We start from the raw sequence: 15627 nt of genomic DNA, 5'->3' as shown, positions 1-15627 counted from the left end.
GGTTCGAGGCCCGCGCGTTCAGTGTTGCTGCGATTTACGGTAGGCCATCACGCCTGCAACCGTATAGAAACTGCCGAAAACCACAATTCTATCATTGTCAGACGCGCGTTTTAGCGCTTGCTGGAAAGCTTCTTCGGGTGTGGCGAAACGCGTCACGCTGCTATCCGGCCCATCCGTGACGCCCGCGTCGCGCAGCGCCGTTTCCAGTTCTTCGGCGCTCGCCGCGCGCGGCGTCGGCAGGTCGGTCACGCACCAATGATCGATTTCGCCTTTCAGGTGGTTCACCACGCCCGCGATGTCCTTGTCGCGCATCGACCCAAACACCGCGTAAGTGTACGGAAAGTAGCCCATGTTGCCCAGATTTTGGCCCAACACGGCGGCGGCGTGCGGATTGTGACCCACATCCAGCACGATCGACGGCTTGCCCGGCAGCACCTGGAAGCGGCCCGGCAATTCGACGTTGGCAAGACCCAGACGAATGTCCTGCGCCGACACGGGCAGACGGTCGCGCAGCGCTTCGAGTCCCGCCAGCGCCGCCGATGTGTTGATCAGCTGATTCGCGCCCCGCAGCGCGGGATAGGCAAGCGCCGACCGGCGCATCGTCGGCCCGATATAGCTCCATTGCTGCCGCTCGCTGCCCGCCTGTCCTTCGTAACGGAAATCGCGGCCAAAAAGCCACAGGTCCGCGCCGATTTTCTCCGCATGGTCGATCAGCGCTTGCGGCGCAACGGGATCCGCGCAGATCGCCGGTTTACCGGGGCGGAATATGCCAGCCTTCTCGAAGCCGATTTTCTCGCGCGTATCGCCGAGGAAGTCGGTGTGATCGATGTCGATGCTGGTGATGATCGCGCAGTCGGTATCGACGATGTTCACGGCGTCGAGCCGCCCGCCCAGTCCGACTTCGAAGATTACGACGTCGAGCCCGCGCTCGGCGAACAGGTGCATGATCGCGAGCGTCGTGAACTCGAAATACGTCAGCGAAACGGGCTCAGCCAGCGACTGGCGCGCCTTCTCGACGGCTTCGAAGTGCGGCAGCAGCTCGGCATCCGTCGCCATCTGTCCGTTGATCCTCGCGCGCTCGTTGAACGACAGCAAATGCGGCGACGTATGGCAGCCCACGGTGTAGCCCGCGCGCAGCAGGATCGATTCGAGGATCGCGCAGGTGGAACCCTTGCCGTTCGTCCCGCCGACGGTGATCACCGGGCACGCAAATGACAGTTGCAGCGCGTCGCGCACCTTGCTGATGCGCGCGAGACCCATATCGATGCCGACGGGGTGTGCCGATTCGAGATGCGTGAGCCACGCGTCGAGAGTGGGGAAAGTGGTCATCGGATGAAACTGAAGTGCGGACCCGAATTATCCTGGAAATGACAACGCGCCGCTTGAAAGACGTCTCGCGGCGCGTTGTTTATTACCTGCCTGCCGTGCACTGCGTCACGGCGCGAACGCGTTCAGGCGACCGCGTCGGCCGGCTGGCGCGTGAGCAGCGCCATCAGCTTCGCGAGTTCTTCGCGCAGCTTGCGGCGGTCGACGATCATGTCGATCGCGCCCTTTTGCAGCAGGAATTCGGCGCGCTGGAAGCCTTCCGGCAGCTTTTCGCGCACGGTCTGCTCGATCACGCGCGGGCCGGCGAAGCCGATCAGCGCCTTCGGCTCGGCGATCACGACGTCGCCGAGAAACGCGAAGCTCGCCGACACGCCGCCCATCGTCGGATCGGTCAGCACGGAAATGAACGGCAGCCTGGCTTCAGCGAGCTTGGTCAGCATCGCCGTGGTCTTGGCCATCTGCATCAGCGACAGCAGGCTTTCCTGCATCCGCGCGCCGCCCGAGGCGGTGAAGCAGATGAACGGTACATGCTGCTCGATCGCGTTCTGTGCGCCGCGCGCGAAGCGCTCGCCGACCACGGAGCCCATCGAGCCGCCCATGAACGCAAACTCGAAGCATGCGACGACGACGGACAGCGTGTGAATCGCGCCGCCCATCACGACCATCGCGTCGGTTTCGTCGGTTTCGTCGATCGCCTCTTTCAAGCGATCGGGATATTTGCGGCTGTCCTTGAATTTGAGCGCGTCGACTGGGAGGATTTCCTGGCCGATCTCATAGCGGCCTTCCGGATCGAGCAAACCGTCGAGCCGTTCGCGCGCGCCGATCCGCATATGGTGGTCGCACTTCGGGCAGACGTGCAGATTCGCCTCGACGTCGTTGCGGTACAGCACCGCTTCGCACGACGGACATTTGATCCACAGCCCTTCCGGAATGCCCTTGCGGCTCTTCGGATCGGTTTGCTTGATTTTCGGCGGCAACAGTTTGTCGAGCCAGCTCATGATGATTCCTTCCAGGATTCGCGATATACAAAGCGGCGCGGTCTGGACCGCGCCGCCATGCTAACCGCGACAAAAATTATTGTTTATCGGGCAGTCGCGCCGATGCTGTCGAGCGCCTGGCGAATCTCGGCGATGAAATTCGTCAGTTCGCCCGCAGCGGACTCGGGTGCTGCTTCTTCGAGCAATTGCACGATACGGCTACCGATCACGACGGCATCGGCAACCTCGGCCACTGAGCGCGCCGACTGCGCGTCGCGAATGCCGAAACCGACGCCCACGGGCAACGGCACGCGCGACTTGATGGCGGGGATTTTACCCGCGATGCTCAAAACGTCCAGATTTGCGGCGCCCGTCACACCCTTGAGCGACACATAGTAAACGTAACCGCTCGCGATTTTACCAACCTCGGCGATCCGCTCGTCGGTCGACGTCGGCGCAAGCAGGAAGATCGGATCGATCCCCGCAGCCTTCATCTTTTCGGCGAAGTTAGCCGATTCCTCGGGCGGATAGTCGACGACCAGCACGCCGTCCACGCCCGCTTCCTTCGCGGCCACCGCGAACGCATCGGCGCCCATGCGCTCGATCGGGTTCGCGTAGCCCATCAGCACGACGGGCGTCTTGTCGTCGGTTTCGCGAAAACGCTTCACGTCGGCCAGCACGTGCTTTAGCGACACGCCCTTCGCCAGCGCGCGCTCCGACGATTGCTGGATCACGGGACCATCGGCCATCGGATCGGAGAACGGCACGCCGAGCTCGATGACATCGGCGCCGCCGCTGGCGAGCGCGTGCATGAAGTCGACGGTGCGCGCGGGATCAGGGTCGCCGGCGGTGATGAATGGAATCAGACCTTTCTTGCCCTGCGCGGCCAGCGCCGCGAACGTGGATTGAATACGGGACATGGAATTTTCTCGAAGTCGATAACTGCGCGCTTTAGCGTCAAGCCGTCGTCGCGTTCGCGGCGGCCGCCTTTTTTCGCGAGGCAGGCGCCGGCGGATTTGCGGCTAAACCGACGCGTTCTCGCGCTATTGCGCAGTAACTTTCATTGATCTCATAACCGACGAATTGGCGCTTCTGACGGGCGCAAGCGACGGCCGTGGTGCCACTGCCCATGAAGGGGTCCAGCACGCGGCCCCCCGGAGGACAGCTCGCGAGCACCATCCGCTCGACGATTTCCAGCGGCTTCTGGGTCGGATGCGCGACGCGCTCGGCATGCTGCCGATGCAGACGCGAAACCGACCAGACGTCCTTCGGGTTGTAGCCCAGCTCCAGCCACTTGCTTCCTTCGAACAACTTACGCGAACGCGCTTTCTTCGTGGCGGCATCGTACGGGATGCGGACGGGATCGAGGTCGAAATAGTAGTCTTTCGATACCGCGAAGTAACCGATGTTGTCGTGCACCGACGTAAAGCGGCGCGTCGTTCCGCCCATGCTCGGTACGCGCCGGTCCCAGATGATCTCGTTGATCATCATGAGCCGGCCCTTCAGAAACACGAAGATTTCCGGCGCGTACTGCCATGTGCAGAAGATATAGAGCGAACCCGACGGCTTGAGCTTCGCGATGGCGAGATCGAGCCAGCCGCGCGTCCAGGCGAGAAAATCCTCGCCCGTGCGCATGTCGGAATCGTTGCCATAGTCCTTGCCGAGACCATACGGCGGATCGGCGACGATCAGATCGATCGAGCCGTCCGGCAGGTTCGCTGCATCGGTCAGAAAATCGCGGTTCAGGAGCTGGATGCCTGCGGGGACAGGCAACAGCGGCGCAGCGCCCACTGGCCGCAACGCGTCGGCGACACCTGCTTCGGCGTCGCCGTTCAGCGCGGGCGGCTGCGGCTCCTCGAACTCGTCACGCATCGTCGGGGCGCTCAGAACTTGATGCCCGATCGCTCTGCGACCGTGTGCATGTCCTTGTCGCCCCGGCCCGACAGGTTCACCAGAAGGATTTTGTCCTTCGGCAGAGTCGGTGCGAGCTTCGCCGCGTACGCAAGCGCATGGCTCGACTCCAGCGCGGGGATGATGCCTTCGATCCGGCAGCAGTCGTGGAACGCCTTGAGCGCCTCTTCGTCGGTGATGCCGACGTATTCGGCGCGGCCGCTGTCCTTGAGCCACGCGTGCTCAGGACCCACGCCCGGATAGTCGAGGCCCGCCGACACCGAATGCGTCTCGATGATCTGGCCGTTCTCGTCCTGCAGCAGATACGTGCGGTTGCCGTGCAGCACGCCTGGGCTGCCGCCAATCAGCGACGCCGCATGACGGCCCGTATCGATGCCGTCGCCTGCCGCTTCGACGCCGATCAGTTTGACGGAAGTGTCGTCAACATACGGATAAAAAATTCCCATCGCGTTCGATCCGCCGCCAACGCACGCGATCACAGCGTCCGGCTGGCGACCCGCCAGCTCGGGCATCTGTACCTTGCACTCGTCGCCGATCACGCGCTGGAAGTCGCGCACCATCATCGGGTACGGATGCGGACCCGCCACCGTGCCGATGATGTAGAAGGTGTTTTCGACGTTCGTTACCCAGTCGCGCATCGCTTCATTCAGCGCGTCTTTCAACGTGCGCGAGCCGGACTCAACGGGCACGACGGTCGCGCCGAGCAGCTTCATCCGGTAGACGTTGGCGGCCTGGCGGCGCACGTCTTCCGCGCCCATGTAGACGACGCACTCCATGCCGAAGCGCGCCGCGATCGTCGCCGTGGCGACGCCATGCTGGCCGGCGCCCGTTTCGGCGATCACACGCGGTTTGCCCATGCGCTTCGCGAGCAGCGCCTGGCCGATCACGTTGTTCACCTTATGCGCGCCCGTGTGGTTCAGGTCTTCGCGCTTCAGATAAACCTGTGCGCCGCCGAGCAGTTCGCTCCAGCGTTGCGCGTGATAAATCGGCGAAGGACGACCGACGAAATGCTTCAGTTCGCGCTCGTATTCGGCGATGAAGTCAGGGTCTTTGGAGAATTTCTCGTATGCGCCGCGCAGTTGGTCGAGCGCATGCATCAGCGTTTCGGCGACGAACACGCCGCCATATTGGCCGAAATGGCCACGCTCATCAGGCAAGTTGTACATATTCCGTCACTCTTCTCAGTTTGCCGCGGCAACCACGCAGGGTGGTTGCGCAAGGCCTGGGAATCACCGGGCGTCCGCTTCGCGCACCGCGCGCACGAACGCCGCCATCCGGGCGTGATCCTTCACGCCCTTTGCGCCCGTCAGCTCGATGCCGCTCGAGACATCGACCGCGTACGGACGCACGCGATGAATCGCATCACTGACGTTTTGCGTGTTCAACCCACCACTCAAAACGACCCGACGCGCGAGTTCTGCTGGAATAAGTGACCAATCGAAGACCTTCCCGCCGCCGCCATAGCCTTCGACATGCGTGTCGAACAGAAGACCGCTGGCAGCTGAATAGTTAAGCGCCGATTTTACCAAATCGGCCGGTCGAGTATCAGGCGCAATGCGCAATGCGCGCAACCAAGGCAAACCCGCAACGCCCGCCAGCTTCTCGCACTGCTCCGGCGTTTCGTCGCCGTGAAACTGAAGCATCGTCAGCGGCACGTTGCAGGTGACGTCGCTGAACCATTCGGGCGTCGGATTCACGAACAGCCCGACCACGGATACGAACGGCGGCACGACGCGCGTCATCTCGACCGCCTGCGCGATGCTCAACGCGCGCGGGCTGGGTGGATAGAACACGAGGCCGATCGCGTCGGCGCCGAGGGCGACGGCATGCGCGACATCGGCGGCGTTGCCGAGCCCACACAGCTTGATGCGCGTGCGGTGCGGGACGGTGTCGTCAGCGGACGAGCCGCCTGCGGCTTGGGTATCGGCGGAAGTCATGAGTCGGTCCAAACGGTGCTCCACGGAACGCTGCCGGCCTGGGGCGCAGGCACGGCGAACGTCTCAGGATAGCCCACTTGAGCAAGATACAGCCCGTCGGGCATGAAAGTCGGTGCCGCGAAGTTGCGGTCGCGGCTCACGAGCACGCCGGCGAGCCAGCTTGCCGGATAGCGCCCGCGCCCCACGGCCACGAGGCAGCCCATCAGGTTGCGCACCATATGATGCAGGAATGCGTTCGCCCGGAAGCGGAAATGGATGAAGTCGCCCTGCGGGCGGATGTCGATCTGGTACAGATGCTTGACGGGCGTCTTCGCCTGGCATTCCGACGAGCGGAACGCCGAAAAATCGTGCTCGCCGATCAGACAGGCGGCGGCTTCGCGCATCGCGTCGACGTCGAGCGGCGTGTGAATCCAGCCCGCGCGGCCTGCGAGCATCGGTGAGCGCACAGGATGCACATAGAGCACGTAGTAGTACGTGCGCTCGAAGGCGGAGAAGCGCGCATGGAACGCGTCGGGCATTGGCTTCGCCCATTGCACGGCGACCGTCTTCGGCAGGAAGGCGTTGGTGCCGCGCACCCACGAAAACTCCGCCCGATCGAGTTCCGTATCGAAATGCACCACTTGCCCGAGGCCGTGGACGCCCGTATCCGTGCGCCCGGCAACGATCGTCTGTAGCGGCGTCTGCGCGAATTCGCGCAGTGCCCGCTCGAGTTCGTCCTGCACCGTCTTGCCGTGCGGCTGCGACTGCCAGCCGCAAAACGCGGCGCCGTCGTATTGGATGCCTAGTGCGATGCGCTTCACGAAAGACATCACGAAAGCGGCGCGAGCGTCGACAGCAGCGCGCGGGCGTCGGCGCGCGTGGCCGCATCGTTCGATTCGATGACTTCGTTGATCAGCGTGCGCGCGCCGACGACGTCCCCGAGATCGATATATTCCACGGCCAGATCGAGCTTGTTGCGGGCGATCCGCGCAAGCTCCTCCGGCGTGAACGCGGGCACGACCTGCGACGGCGACGGCGGCAATTCGAGGTCGAAATCGAGCTTCAGCGCACCAAAGCGCGACGCGCCGAGGCCCGCGACGGCAGCCGCACCCGCCGTGCCGGCGATGATTTCGTCGGCAGCGGCGCGCGGCTGGGCAACACTCGGCGGCACCGCTTGTTGCGCCGTGACTTCGGGCGCGACGACGGGCTGCGTCGCCAGCGAGACGGGCGGCGTCGCGGCAGCTCCGACGGGCGCGGCTGCGGCGGTTGATTCCGTGCGCGGCGGCAGCGCGAACTCGTCGATGCTGTCGAGCGCCCGCATTGCGTCGCGCGGGAATTCGTCCGGCACGACGGGTTCCAGCGGCGGCGGAGCGCCGAGAGGCAAAGCGTCTGGCGCTTCGTGCAGCTGGCTTTGCGCGCCGCGAGCCTGGTCGGCGGGCAGCGGCTCGATCCGTTGCTCGTGCTGCGCCGCCGGTTGCTCCTGGCTCAACTGGATCGGCGGCACCGAAGCCGCAAGCGGCTGCTCGAACGCGGGCTCTTGCCGCGTCGTGTCGGGCGCGGGTCCGAGTTCGAGCGTGATGGGCTTGCGCGTCTTCGCGCCCGGCGCATCGCGCGGCGCCTCCATCGGCTCGTCGAGATACGGCTCGCGCAACTCTTCCGCGAGAATCGGCACTTCGTCGAGCGAGTGCCCGGCCGAGGCCGAATCGGCGGCGGGTTCGACCTTCGTCAGTGCCTGTTCGCGCGCTGCCTGCTCCTGCTCGATGGCCTCGGCGGCACGCGCTTCGTCACGCGCGGGATCGAGCGATTCGCGCGGCAGTGCATCCGCGCCGAGCGTTGCCGCGGCCGCAAGCGCGGCTTCGGCGGCAGCGGCGTCGAACGTTTCGGGCTCGTGTTTCGGGCCGCTCTCCGGTGCGGGCGCAACGGCCGTGGCCGGCGCCTCTGCAGGCGCGGTGCGATGCGTATCTTGCGGCGGCTCTTTCACCGCCGAAGTCGGTTCCTCCGGCTCAACGGGGGGAGGCACGAAGGCCGGCGCTTCGTTCGCCGTCGCGACTTCTTCGCTCGCGGCCTCGGCGGCGCGCGCGGCCTTTCGGCGTCGGTGCATCGTCAGACCGGACAGCAGCGCAACGAGACCCGCGCCGACGATGGCCGCCGCGCCCAGATACTCTTGCGGAATGCCAGTTGGCGCGGTGGCGGGTTGAGCCGCTGACGGCGCCGCCTGTGTCGCGCTCGCCGATGCGCCGGCGCCGGGCGCCGCAGTTGGCGCAGTTACGGCATTGCCGCTCGCCGCCTGCTGCTTGCCGATGCCGTGCTTCTGCAATTCCATCAGCACGCGATTTTTCAGCGCCAGCAATTGCTGCAAGCTAGACACTTGCGGACGCGCCTGCGAAGCCGGCTGCGCGCCGTTCGCCGCCGATGCGGCTGGCGCGGTGGCGGCGGATTCGCTGCCCTGGATCGAGCCTGTCCACGTATGCGTGCCGCTCGCAGCGGATGCGGACGGCGCAACCGCGCCGCTCGTCGCCTGTCCGCCTGTGGCGGGTGCGAGAGGCACTTGCGCCGTCGACGGCGTGCTCGCGCCCTGCACCTCCGCCGCCGGCGACGATGCGCCCGCGCCAGCCGCCGCGCTCACGCCGGCATTCGGCGTCGTTGAAGGTGCGATCTGCTCGCCGACAGCGGACGCCGCCGCCGAAGTCGCCGCCGAAGCGCTATTCGCGGACTGCGCCGTCGCTCCCGGCGCCGACGCTGCCCCCGCCGCCGAAGCGGCGCTCGCAGGCGCCCCCGTCGCATCGACGGGCGGCAGATTCAGCACGGCGCCCAGCCGCAACCGGCTCGGGTCGTGCCCCATGAATGCATTCGGATTCGCGTCGAAGATTGCTTTCGCCGCGCGCGCCAGCACGGCGCGATCGTGCGACTGCGTCATCGCAATCGCCGCATCGTTCAGCGATTGCCCCGGCTGAACGGTAAATTGCGTGGCGCCAGCAACCGTCCCGGCCGGTGCGCTCGCCGCACTGGCGGCGCTCGCTGCCGCCGTCTGCCCGTAGGCCGCGCCGGGAATCGACAATGCACCGGCGAAAACCATCGCCATGACCATCGCGATCTGATGCGAGCCGCTGCGCGTGGCGGCTGGAAGCGGTTGGAATTGGGCCGTCATCGAGACCTTTTGCGCGTTGCCGCGGCGCATGTTGATTAGTGTTGGCGACAAGATTCTGAAATGCCCAATAAAAAAAGCGCCGCGAGAATCGCGACGCTCTTTGGAGTTTTCTACGCGTCGTATACCTGACCGCGCGTAGTTTACTTTACTTGTCGAGCAGAATGCGAAGCATACGACGCAGCGGCTCCGCGGCACCCCACAGCAGCTGGTCTCCGACGGTGAAAGCGGACAGATATTCGCCGCCCATCGCCAGCTTGCGCAGACGGCCGACGGGGACCGTCAGCGTGCCCGTCACCACGGCGGGCGACAGATCGCGCATCGACGCTTCGCGCTCGTTCGGCACGACCTTCACCCAGTCGTTCGCCGACGCGAGGATGCTGTTCACTTCGTCGAGCGGCACATCCTTCTTCAGCTTGATGGTGAGCGCCTGCGAATGGCAGCGCATTGCGCCGATACGCACGCACAGGCCGTCGACAGGGATCGAGCCCGGCTCGCCCATCGCGGGCTTGCCGAGGATCTTGTTGGTTTCCGCGCCGCCCTTCCATTCTTCCTTCGACATGCCGTTGCCGAGATCCTTGTCGATCCACGGAATCAGCGAGCCGGCGAGCGGCACGCCAAAGTGATCGGTCGGCATGCTGTCGCTATTCATCGCCGACAGCACGCGCCGGTCGATATCGAGAATCGCCGACGACGGGTTCGCCAGTTCATCCTTCACCGCGCCATGCAGCGTGCCCATCTGGCTGAGCAGTTCGCGCATGTTCTGCGCGCCCGCACCCGATGCGGCCTGATACGTCATGGCCGTCATCCAGTCGACGAGGTTTTCGCGGAACAGGCCGCCCAGCGCCATCAGCATCAGGCTGACCGTGCAGTTGCCGCCGATGAAATTCTTCTGGCCCTTGACCAGCGCGCTCTTGATCACGTCGAGGTTGACGGGATCGAGAATGATGACGGCGTCATCCTTCATGCGCAGCGCCGACGCCGCGTCGATCCAGTAGCCATTCCAGCCCGCCGCGCGCAGCTTCGGGAACACTTCGTTCGTGTAGTCACCGCCCTGGCAGGAGATGATCGCGTCGCACTTCTTCAGGTCGTCGATGCTTGTCGCGTCTTTGAGCTTGGTCTCGTTTTTGGCGAACGACGGCGCATTGCCGCCCGCGTTGCTGGTGCTGAAAAACACCGGTTCGATCAGATCGAAATCGCGCTCTTCCTGCATGCGTTGCATGAGGACGCTGCCGACCATGCCGCGCCAACCTACGAGACCTACGTTCATGACTTCATACCCTTCGAGTGGACACTTCCCCGCATCTTTGCCCGCAGTGACCGCGCGGGGAAGATGGGCGGGCACGACGGACGATCAGCGCTTCGTGATCGTTTTCGGGGTAATCGTTTTGATGGAAATGGCGAGCGCAACCACGCGGGCCGTTTTGCCGCGCAGTGTCGAAATCGAGGTGATTTGAGGAATCGTCGCCATTGCCAGAGTCTACACGAAAACCCGTTTTGTGCGGCGCGGGCGCCGCGATTTGCGTGAATCCGCGCCAGAATGGCAGATTCACGCGCATCGGCTCAACAATTACAGTGCAGCGACGACGGCATCGCCCATCGCTTCCGTGCCGACCTGCTTGCAGCCCGGCGTGAGAATGTCGCCCGTGCGATAGCCTTGCTCCAGCACTTTCTTCACGGCGCTCTCGATGCGGTCGGCCTGGTCGGCCTTGTTCAGCGAGTAACGCAACATCATCGCGGCCGACAGAATGGTCGCGAGCGGATTCGCAATGCCCTTGCCCGCGATGTCCGGCGCGGAACCGTGCGACGGCTCGTACAGCCCTTTGTTGTTCTTGTCGAGGGAAGCCGACGGCAGCATGCCGATCGAGCCCGTCAGCATTGCGGCCTCGTCGGACAGGATATCGCCGAACATGTTGCCCGTGACGATCACGTCGAACGACTTCGGCGCCTTCACGAGCTGCATCGCCGCGTTGTCGACGTACATGTGCGACAACTCGACGTCCGCATATTCCTTCGAGACGTCGATCATGATGTCCTTCCAGAACTGCGACGTTTCGAGCACGTTCGCCTTGTCGACGGAAGTCAGCTTCTTGCCGCGCTTCTGTGCCGCCTGGAACGCGACGTGCGCGATGCGGCGGACCTCGGGCTCCGAATAGCGCATCGTGTCGAAGCCTTCCTTCGCGCCTTCGAACAGGCCGTCCGGCGCCTGACGCACGCCGCGCGGCTGGCCGAAATAGATGTCGCCGTTCAGTTCGCGCACGATCAGGATATCGAGGCCCGACACGATCTCCGGCTTCAGCGACGAAGCGCCCGTCAGTTGGGGATAGCAGATCGCCGGACGGAAGTTCGCGAACAGCTGAAGATGCTTGCGCAGGCCGAGAATTGCCTGCTCCGGGCGCAGCGCGCGCTCGAGCGAATCGTATTTCCAGTCGCCGACTGCGCCGAACAGGATCGCGTCCGCGTCCTTCGCGAGCTTCAGCGTGGCTTCGGGCAGCGGATGTCCCGCTGCCTCGTAGCCCGCGCCGCCGACGGGCGCTTCTTCCAGCTCGAACTTTTCGCCGAGCACATTCAGAACCTTGACTGCTTCCTTGACGATTTCCTTGCCGATGCCGTCGCCCGGCAACACTGCGATCTTCATGCGTATTCCTTTGGTTTCTATCTGGCTTCGATCAGGCGCTTGCGCGTTTGTGTCAGTGACAACGACGGCTTCAGCGCTCGAGGCGATTGTTCAGCCACGGCTGCTTCGCAATACGTTCCGCTTCGAACTGACGGATCTTGTCCGCGTGACGCAGCGTGAGGCCGATATCGTCGAAGCCGTTCAGCAGGCAGTATTTGCGGAACGCGGCAACTTCGAACGGATACTCAGCGCTGCCATCCGTCGTGCGCACGACCTGCTTTTCCAGATCGACGCTCAGCTGGAAGCCGTTGAACGCGAACGTTTCGTTGAACAGATGGTCGACCTGCTGTTCCGTCAGCACGATGGGCAACAGGCCGTTCTTGAAGCAGTTGTTATAGAAGATATCCGCGAAGCTCGGCGCGATGATCGCGCGAAAACCGTACTGTTGCAGCGCCCACGGCGCGTGCTCGCGCGAGCTGCCGCAGCCGAAGTTCTGGCGCGTCAGCAGGATCGACGCGCCCTGATAGCGCGGCTGGTTCAGCACGAAATCGGGGTTCAGCGGACGCTTCGAGTTGTCCTGACCAGGCTCGCCGTGATCGAGATAACGCCATTCGTCGAACGCATTCGGACCAAAGCCCGTGCGCTTGATCGACTTGAGGAACTGCTTCGGAATGATCGCGTCCGTGTCGACGTTCTCGCGATCGAGCGGCGCCACGACGCCGGTGTGTACGATGAATTTTTCCATGACGCTTTAGCCTGTTCGAAGCCGGAAGCGCGCGCGTTGCGCTTCGGACGACGCGCATGCGCGCCGCCCATGCCTTCCGGCGAATCAAAAACGCTTACTTTGCCTTCTCGCTGATCGCCCCGCCGAGATGTTGCAGGTCTTCGCCAAAGCCATGCACCGTGTTGCAACCGGCGAGGCCGAGCAGGAGCCCGGCTAGCGCCGCGAGTGCGAATCGGCGCACAAGCGCGATGCGATCGATGTTCATGTGGCGTTCACCCCAGCTTGCGAATGTCGACGAAATGCCCTTCGATGGCGGCAGCCGCAGCCATTGCGGGGCTCACGAGGTGCGTGCGTCCGCCCGCGCCCTGACGGCCTTCGAAATTGCGGTTCGACGTGGAAGCGCAGCGCTCGCCCGGCTCCAGCCGGTCGGCGTTCATTGCGAGGCACATCGAGCAGCCCGGCTCGCGCCATTCGAAGCCGGCTTGCGTGAACACCTTGTCGAGCCCTTCGCGTTCGGCTTGCGCCTTCACGAGGCCGGAGCCGGGCACGACCATCGCGAGACGGATGTTCGACGCGACGCGGCGGCCAAGCTTCTTCACGACCCACGCAGCCGCGCGCAGATCTTCGATGCGCGCGTTCGTGCACGAGCCGATGAAAATCTTGTCCGGCTTGATCGATTCGATCGGCAGGTTCGGTTCGAGCGCCATGTATTGCAGCGCGCGCTCCATCGCGTCGCGCTTGACGGGGTCCTTCTCTTTCTCCGGGTCCGGCACCCTGCCGTCGATCGACGTGACCATCTCCGGCGACGTGCCCCACGTAACTTGCGGCACGATCTCGGCGGCGTTCAGTTCGACGACGCGATCGAATTGCGCGTCCGGATCGGACTTGAACTGCTTCCAGTACTCGACGGCCTGGTCCCATTCGGCGGCTTGCGGCGAGAACGGACGGCCCTTCAGGTATTCGACCGTCGTATCGTCGACGGCGACCATGCCGGCGCGCGCGCCCGCTTCGATCGCCATGTTGCAGACGGTCATGCGTCCTTCCATCGACAGCGCGCGAATGGTCGAGCCGCCGAATTCGATTGCATAGCCCGTGCCGCCCGCTGTGCCGATCTTGCCGATGATCGCGAGCACGATGTCCTTTGCGGTGCAGCCGCGCGGCAACTGCCCTTCGACCTTGACCAGCATGTTCTTGCTCTTCTTCTGCAAGAGCGTCTGCGTGGCCAGAACGTGCTCGACTTCCGACGTGCCGATGCCGTGCGCGAGTGCGCCGAACGCGCCGTGCGTCGACGTGTGCGAGTCGCCGCAGACGATGGTCATGCCCGGCAGCGTCGCGCCCTGCTCCGGCCCGATGATGTGGACGATGCCCTGGCGCATGTCGTTCATCTTGAACTGCGTGATGCCGAACGCGTCGCAGTTCGCGTCGAGCGTATCGACCTGCAGCTTCGACACGGGATCGGCGATGCCGTGGCTGCGATCGGTGGTGGGAACGTTGTGGTCGGACACAGCCAGATTCGCGCTGATGCGCCACACGGGGCGCTGCGCCATCTTCAGGCCTTCGAACGCCTGCGGGCTGGTCACTTCATGCAGCAGTTGACGGTCGATATAGAGAATCGCCGTACCGTCTTCTTCCGTGTGGACCACGTGCGTGTTCCACAATTTGTCGTAGAGAGTCTGTGCCATGGTATGCGGGGTAGTAATGACAACGGGCCGTTCGTGTCCCGTCGATTATGCCACGCAGTTGCCGCAAGAGGCTCACCACGCATCGAAAAAACCGATAAAAAACATGGAGTTGGCTGGTAGTGCCGATACCTGTATCGCCACTACCAGCGGTGCACGGACGCAGCGTGCGCCGCTCACGGCTCCGTCACAGGCCGATGCCGAGTTGGGCGCAGCCAAGCGGCGTCAGATCGCGTTGCGTCGCGCGCCCGACGAAGTCCGTTTCGAAGTGATCGGACGGAAAACGGGCGGGCTCTCGCCGCTGATAAAGCTCGCCAACTGGCGCCTCAGATACGCCTCGTTCTTCGCGCACCGCGGCGCGGACGCGATGTACATCACGTGTACCACCAGATAGGCATCTTCGGCCCGCGCCGGCAATGCAATCCCGCCATTTGTCGATAAAATCCAGACATCTAGCTGAAGGAAGGCTCGCAAGGCCCCCGCTGATGAAACCCCAATACGAACGCGTGCCGATTCGTGAAGGCTGCTCTGTGCGCGTCTATCATCGCAGCTCGCGCAGATTCCGGTCGAGTGGCATCACCATCCCGAATACGAACTCACGCTGACGCTGAACAGTCGCGGCCTGCGCTAATGATCGCGACGAAAGCGGGAATTCCGAATCTCGCCAACTTCAACCGGCAGTTCCTTTGTGCAAAAGGCATGACGCCAAGCGCGTATCGACAGTTCTTCCAAACGCATGGGCACACGCCCGCCGACGCGTCGCAGCCCACGCTTGAAATGCGGTCGCCTTCGCTGGAGCGTGGGACGTCGCCTCGAGCGCGCCGTTCTTCGAAATAGCAAGACCTCGCGTTTCGGATGTCCAAACGGCATCCAAAACAAAACACCCCAACGGCGAACCGCTGGGGTGTTTCACATGATGCTCGCAACGCGCCCGCATTGCGCAGGCACGAAAGTCAGCTTAGCGCTGCGCGATCGGCTTTGCTTCGCGCGGCGTTTCACCGATGAACAGCTGGCGCGGACGGCCGATCTTCTGCTCGGGATCGGCGATCATTTCGTTCCACTGCGCAATCCAGCCGACGGTGCGCGCCATCGCGAAGATACACGTGAACATCGACGTCGGGATGCCCAGCGCGCGCTGCACGATGCCCGAGTAGAAGTCGACGTTCGGGTAGAGCTTGCGCGATACGAAGTACTCGTCTTCCAGCGCGATCTTTTCGAGCGCCATTGCGAGCTTGAACAGCGGGTCGTCGTGCAAGCCCAGTTCGTTCAGCACTTCGTGGCACGTTTCGCGCATCAGCTTTGCGCGCGGATCGTAATTCTTGTAAACGCGGT

14 protein-coding genes and 2 pseudogenes are annotated in these 15627 nt (G+C 63.9%); 1 reads left to right on the top strand and 15 read right to left on the bottom strand.

The window, feature by feature from the left end:
* Positions 1-18 precede the first annotated feature (18 nt).
* The 14 genes and pseudogenes from folC to J8I87_RS20550 form a co-directional block, all read right to left on the bottom strand.
* Positions 19-1329, bottom strand: a complete 1311-nt coding sequence (gene folC / locus J8I87_RS20615; protein ID WP_209933647.1) for a bifunctional tetrahydrofolate synthase/dihydrofolate synthase — start codon at positions 1327-1329, stop codon at positions 19-21.
* Positions 1330-1451: 122 nt separating this feature from the next.
* The gene (gene accD / locus J8I87_RS20610; protein ID WP_209933646.1) at positions 1452-2324 is read right to left on the bottom strand and encodes an acetyl-CoA carboxylase, carboxyltransferase subunit beta; all 873 of its coding nucleotides are present in this window, start codon (positions 2322-2324) and stop codon (positions 1452-1454) included.
* A gap of 83 nt (positions 2325-2407) precedes the next feature.
* Positions 2408-3223 carry a tryptophan synthase subunit alpha gene (trpA, locus tag J8I87_RS20605; RefSeq protein WP_209933645.1) on the bottom strand — a complete coding sequence of 272 codons (816 nt, stop codon included), beginning with the start codon at positions 3221-3223 and terminating at the stop codon, positions 2408-2410.
* Between the two features lie 37 nt (positions 3224-3260).
* Positions 3261-4175 (bottom strand): DNA-methyltransferase, encoded by a 915-nt coding sequence (locus tag J8I87_RS20600; protein ID WP_209933644.1) that lies wholly within the window; start codon positions 4173-4175, stop codon positions 3261-3263.
* Between the two features lie 11 nt (positions 4176-4186).
* On the bottom strand, positions 4187-5380 hold the full coding sequence (gene trpB, locus J8I87_RS20595; protein ID WP_209933643.1) for a tryptophan synthase subunit beta: 1194 nt from the start codon (positions 5378-5380) through the stop codon (positions 4187-4189).
* A 63-nt stretch (positions 5381-5443) separates the two neighbouring features.
* Positions 5444-6151 (bottom strand): phosphoribosylanthranilate isomerase, encoded by a 708-nt coding sequence (locus J8I87_RS20590; protein WP_209933641.1) that lies wholly within the window; start codon positions 6149-6151, stop codon positions 5444-5446.
* Positions 6148-6951, bottom strand: a complete 804-nt coding sequence (gene truA, locus J8I87_RS20585) for a tRNA pseudouridine(38-40) synthase TruA (RefSeq protein ID WP_209933640.1) — start codon at positions 6949-6951, stop codon at positions 6148-6150. Before truA ends, J8I87_RS20590 begins: the two co-directional genes overlap by 4 nt.
* Before the next feature lie 8 nt (positions 6952-6959).
* Positions 6960-9278 carry a FimV/HubP family polar landmark protein gene (locus J8I87_RS20580; protein ID WP_209933639.1) on the bottom strand — a complete coding sequence of 773 codons (2319 nt, stop codon included), beginning with the start codon at positions 9276-9278 and terminating at the stop codon, positions 6960-6962.
* Between the two features lie 145 nt (positions 9279-9423).
* A complete protein-coding gene (gene asd, locus J8I87_RS20575; RefSeq protein WP_209933638.1) occupies positions 9424-10545 on the bottom strand; it encodes an aspartate-semialdehyde dehydrogenase in 1122 nt (373 codons plus the stop codon).
* Between the two features lie 300 nt (positions 10546-10845).
* Positions 10846-11913: a 3-isopropylmalate dehydrogenase gene (gene leuB / locus J8I87_RS20570; protein ID WP_209933637.1), complete on the bottom strand. Its 1068-nt coding sequence runs from the start codon at positions 11911-11913 to the stop codon at positions 10846-10848.
* A gap of 70 nt (positions 11914-11983) precedes the next feature.
* The gene (gene leuD, locus J8I87_RS20565) at positions 11984-12637 is read right to left on the bottom strand and encodes a 3-isopropylmalate dehydratase small subunit (RefSeq protein WP_209933636.1); all 654 of its coding nucleotides are present in this window, start codon (positions 12635-12637) and stop codon (positions 11984-11986) included.
* Between the two features lie 94 nt (positions 12638-12731).
* Positions 12732-12881, bottom strand: coding sequence for an entericidin A/B family lipoprotein (locus J8I87_RS20560; RefSeq protein WP_209933634.1), 150 nt, complete (start codon positions 12879-12881; stop codon positions 12732-12734).
* 7 nt (positions 12882-12888) lie between these two features.
* Positions 12889-14298: a 3-isopropylmalate dehydratase large subunit gene (leuC, locus tag J8I87_RS20555; protein WP_209933633.1), complete on the bottom strand. Its 1410-nt coding sequence runs from the start codon at positions 14296-14298 to the stop codon at positions 12889-12891.
* Between the two features lie 184 nt (positions 14299-14482).
* Positions 14483-14676, bottom strand: a pseudogene (locus tag J8I87_RS20550) (YbiU family protein); the annotation flags it as partial.
* A gap of 104 nt (positions 14677-14780) precedes the next feature.
* Here J8I87_RS20550 and J8I87_RS20545 point away from each other — a divergent pair.
* Positions 14781-14923: pseudogene (locus tag J8I87_RS20545) on the top strand (AraC family transcriptional regulator); the annotation flags it as partial.
* Between the two features lie 330 nt (positions 14924-15253).
* Here J8I87_RS20545 and J8I87_RS20540 read toward each other — a convergent pair.
* The coding region (locus J8I87_RS20540; protein ID WP_280923087.1) for a citrate/2-methylcitrate synthase at positions 15254-15627 on the bottom strand (374 nt) is incomplete at its 5' end.

The sequence above is a fragment of the Paraburkholderia sp. LEh10 genome (assembly GCF_017814945.1).
Classification (GTDB): domain Bacteria; phylum Pseudomonadota; class Gammaproteobacteria; order Burkholderiales; family Burkholderiaceae; genus Paraburkholderia.
Note: the sequence above shows the minus strand (reverse complement) of the source record. Positions and strands in the feature narration are given on the sequence as shown.

What these genes read in the sequence shown, in the direction of transcription:
- J8I87_RS20580 (WP_209933639.1), bottom strand. Translation starts at nt 9,278, where the DNA reads ATGACGGCCCAATTCCAACCGCTTCCAGCCGCCACGCGCAGCGGCTCG.
- folC (WP_209933647.1), bottom strand. Translation starts at nt 1,329, where the DNA reads ATGACCACTTTCCCCACTCTCGACGCGTGGCTCACGCATCTCGAATCG.
- J8I87_RS20590 (WP_209933641.1), bottom strand. Translation starts at nt 6,151, where the DNA reads ATGACTTCCGCCGATACCCAAGCCGCAGGCGGCTCGTCCGCTGACGAC.
- trpB (WP_209933643.1), bottom strand. Translation starts at nt 5,380, where the DNA reads ATGTACAACTTGCCTGATGAGCGTGGCCATTTCGGCCAATATGGCGGC.
- asd (WP_209933638.1), bottom strand. Translation starts at nt 10,545, where the DNA reads ATGAACGTAGGTCTCGTAGGTTGGCGCGGCATGGTCGGCAGCGTCCTC.
- J8I87_RS20560 (WP_209933634.1), bottom strand. Translation starts at nt 12,881, where the DNA reads ATGAACATCGATCGCATCGCGCTTGTGCGCCGATTCGCACTCGCGGCG.
- leuB (WP_209933637.1), bottom strand. Translation starts at nt 11,913, where the DNA reads ATGAAGATCGCAGTGTTGCCGGGCGACGGCATCGGCAAGGAAATCGTC.
- leuD (WP_209933636.1), bottom strand. Translation starts at nt 12,637, where the DNA reads ATGGAAAAATTCATCGTACACACCGGCGTCGTGGCGCCGCTCGATCGC.
- J8I87_RS20600 (WP_209933644.1), bottom strand. Translation starts at nt 4,175, where the DNA reads ATGCGTGACGAGTTCGAGGAGCCGCAGCCGCCCGCGCTGAACGGCGAC.
- accD (WP_209933646.1), bottom strand. Translation starts at nt 2,324, where the DNA reads ATGAGCTGGCTCGACAAACTGTTGCCGCCGAAAATCAAGCAAACCGAT.
- leuC (WP_209933633.1), bottom strand. Translation starts at nt 14,298, where the DNA reads ATGGCACAGACTCTCTACGACAAATTGTGGAACACGCACGTGGTCCAC.
- trpA (WP_209933645.1), bottom strand. Translation starts at nt 3,223, where the DNA reads ATGTCCCGTATTCAATCCACGTTCGCGGCGCTGGCCGCGCAGGGCAAG.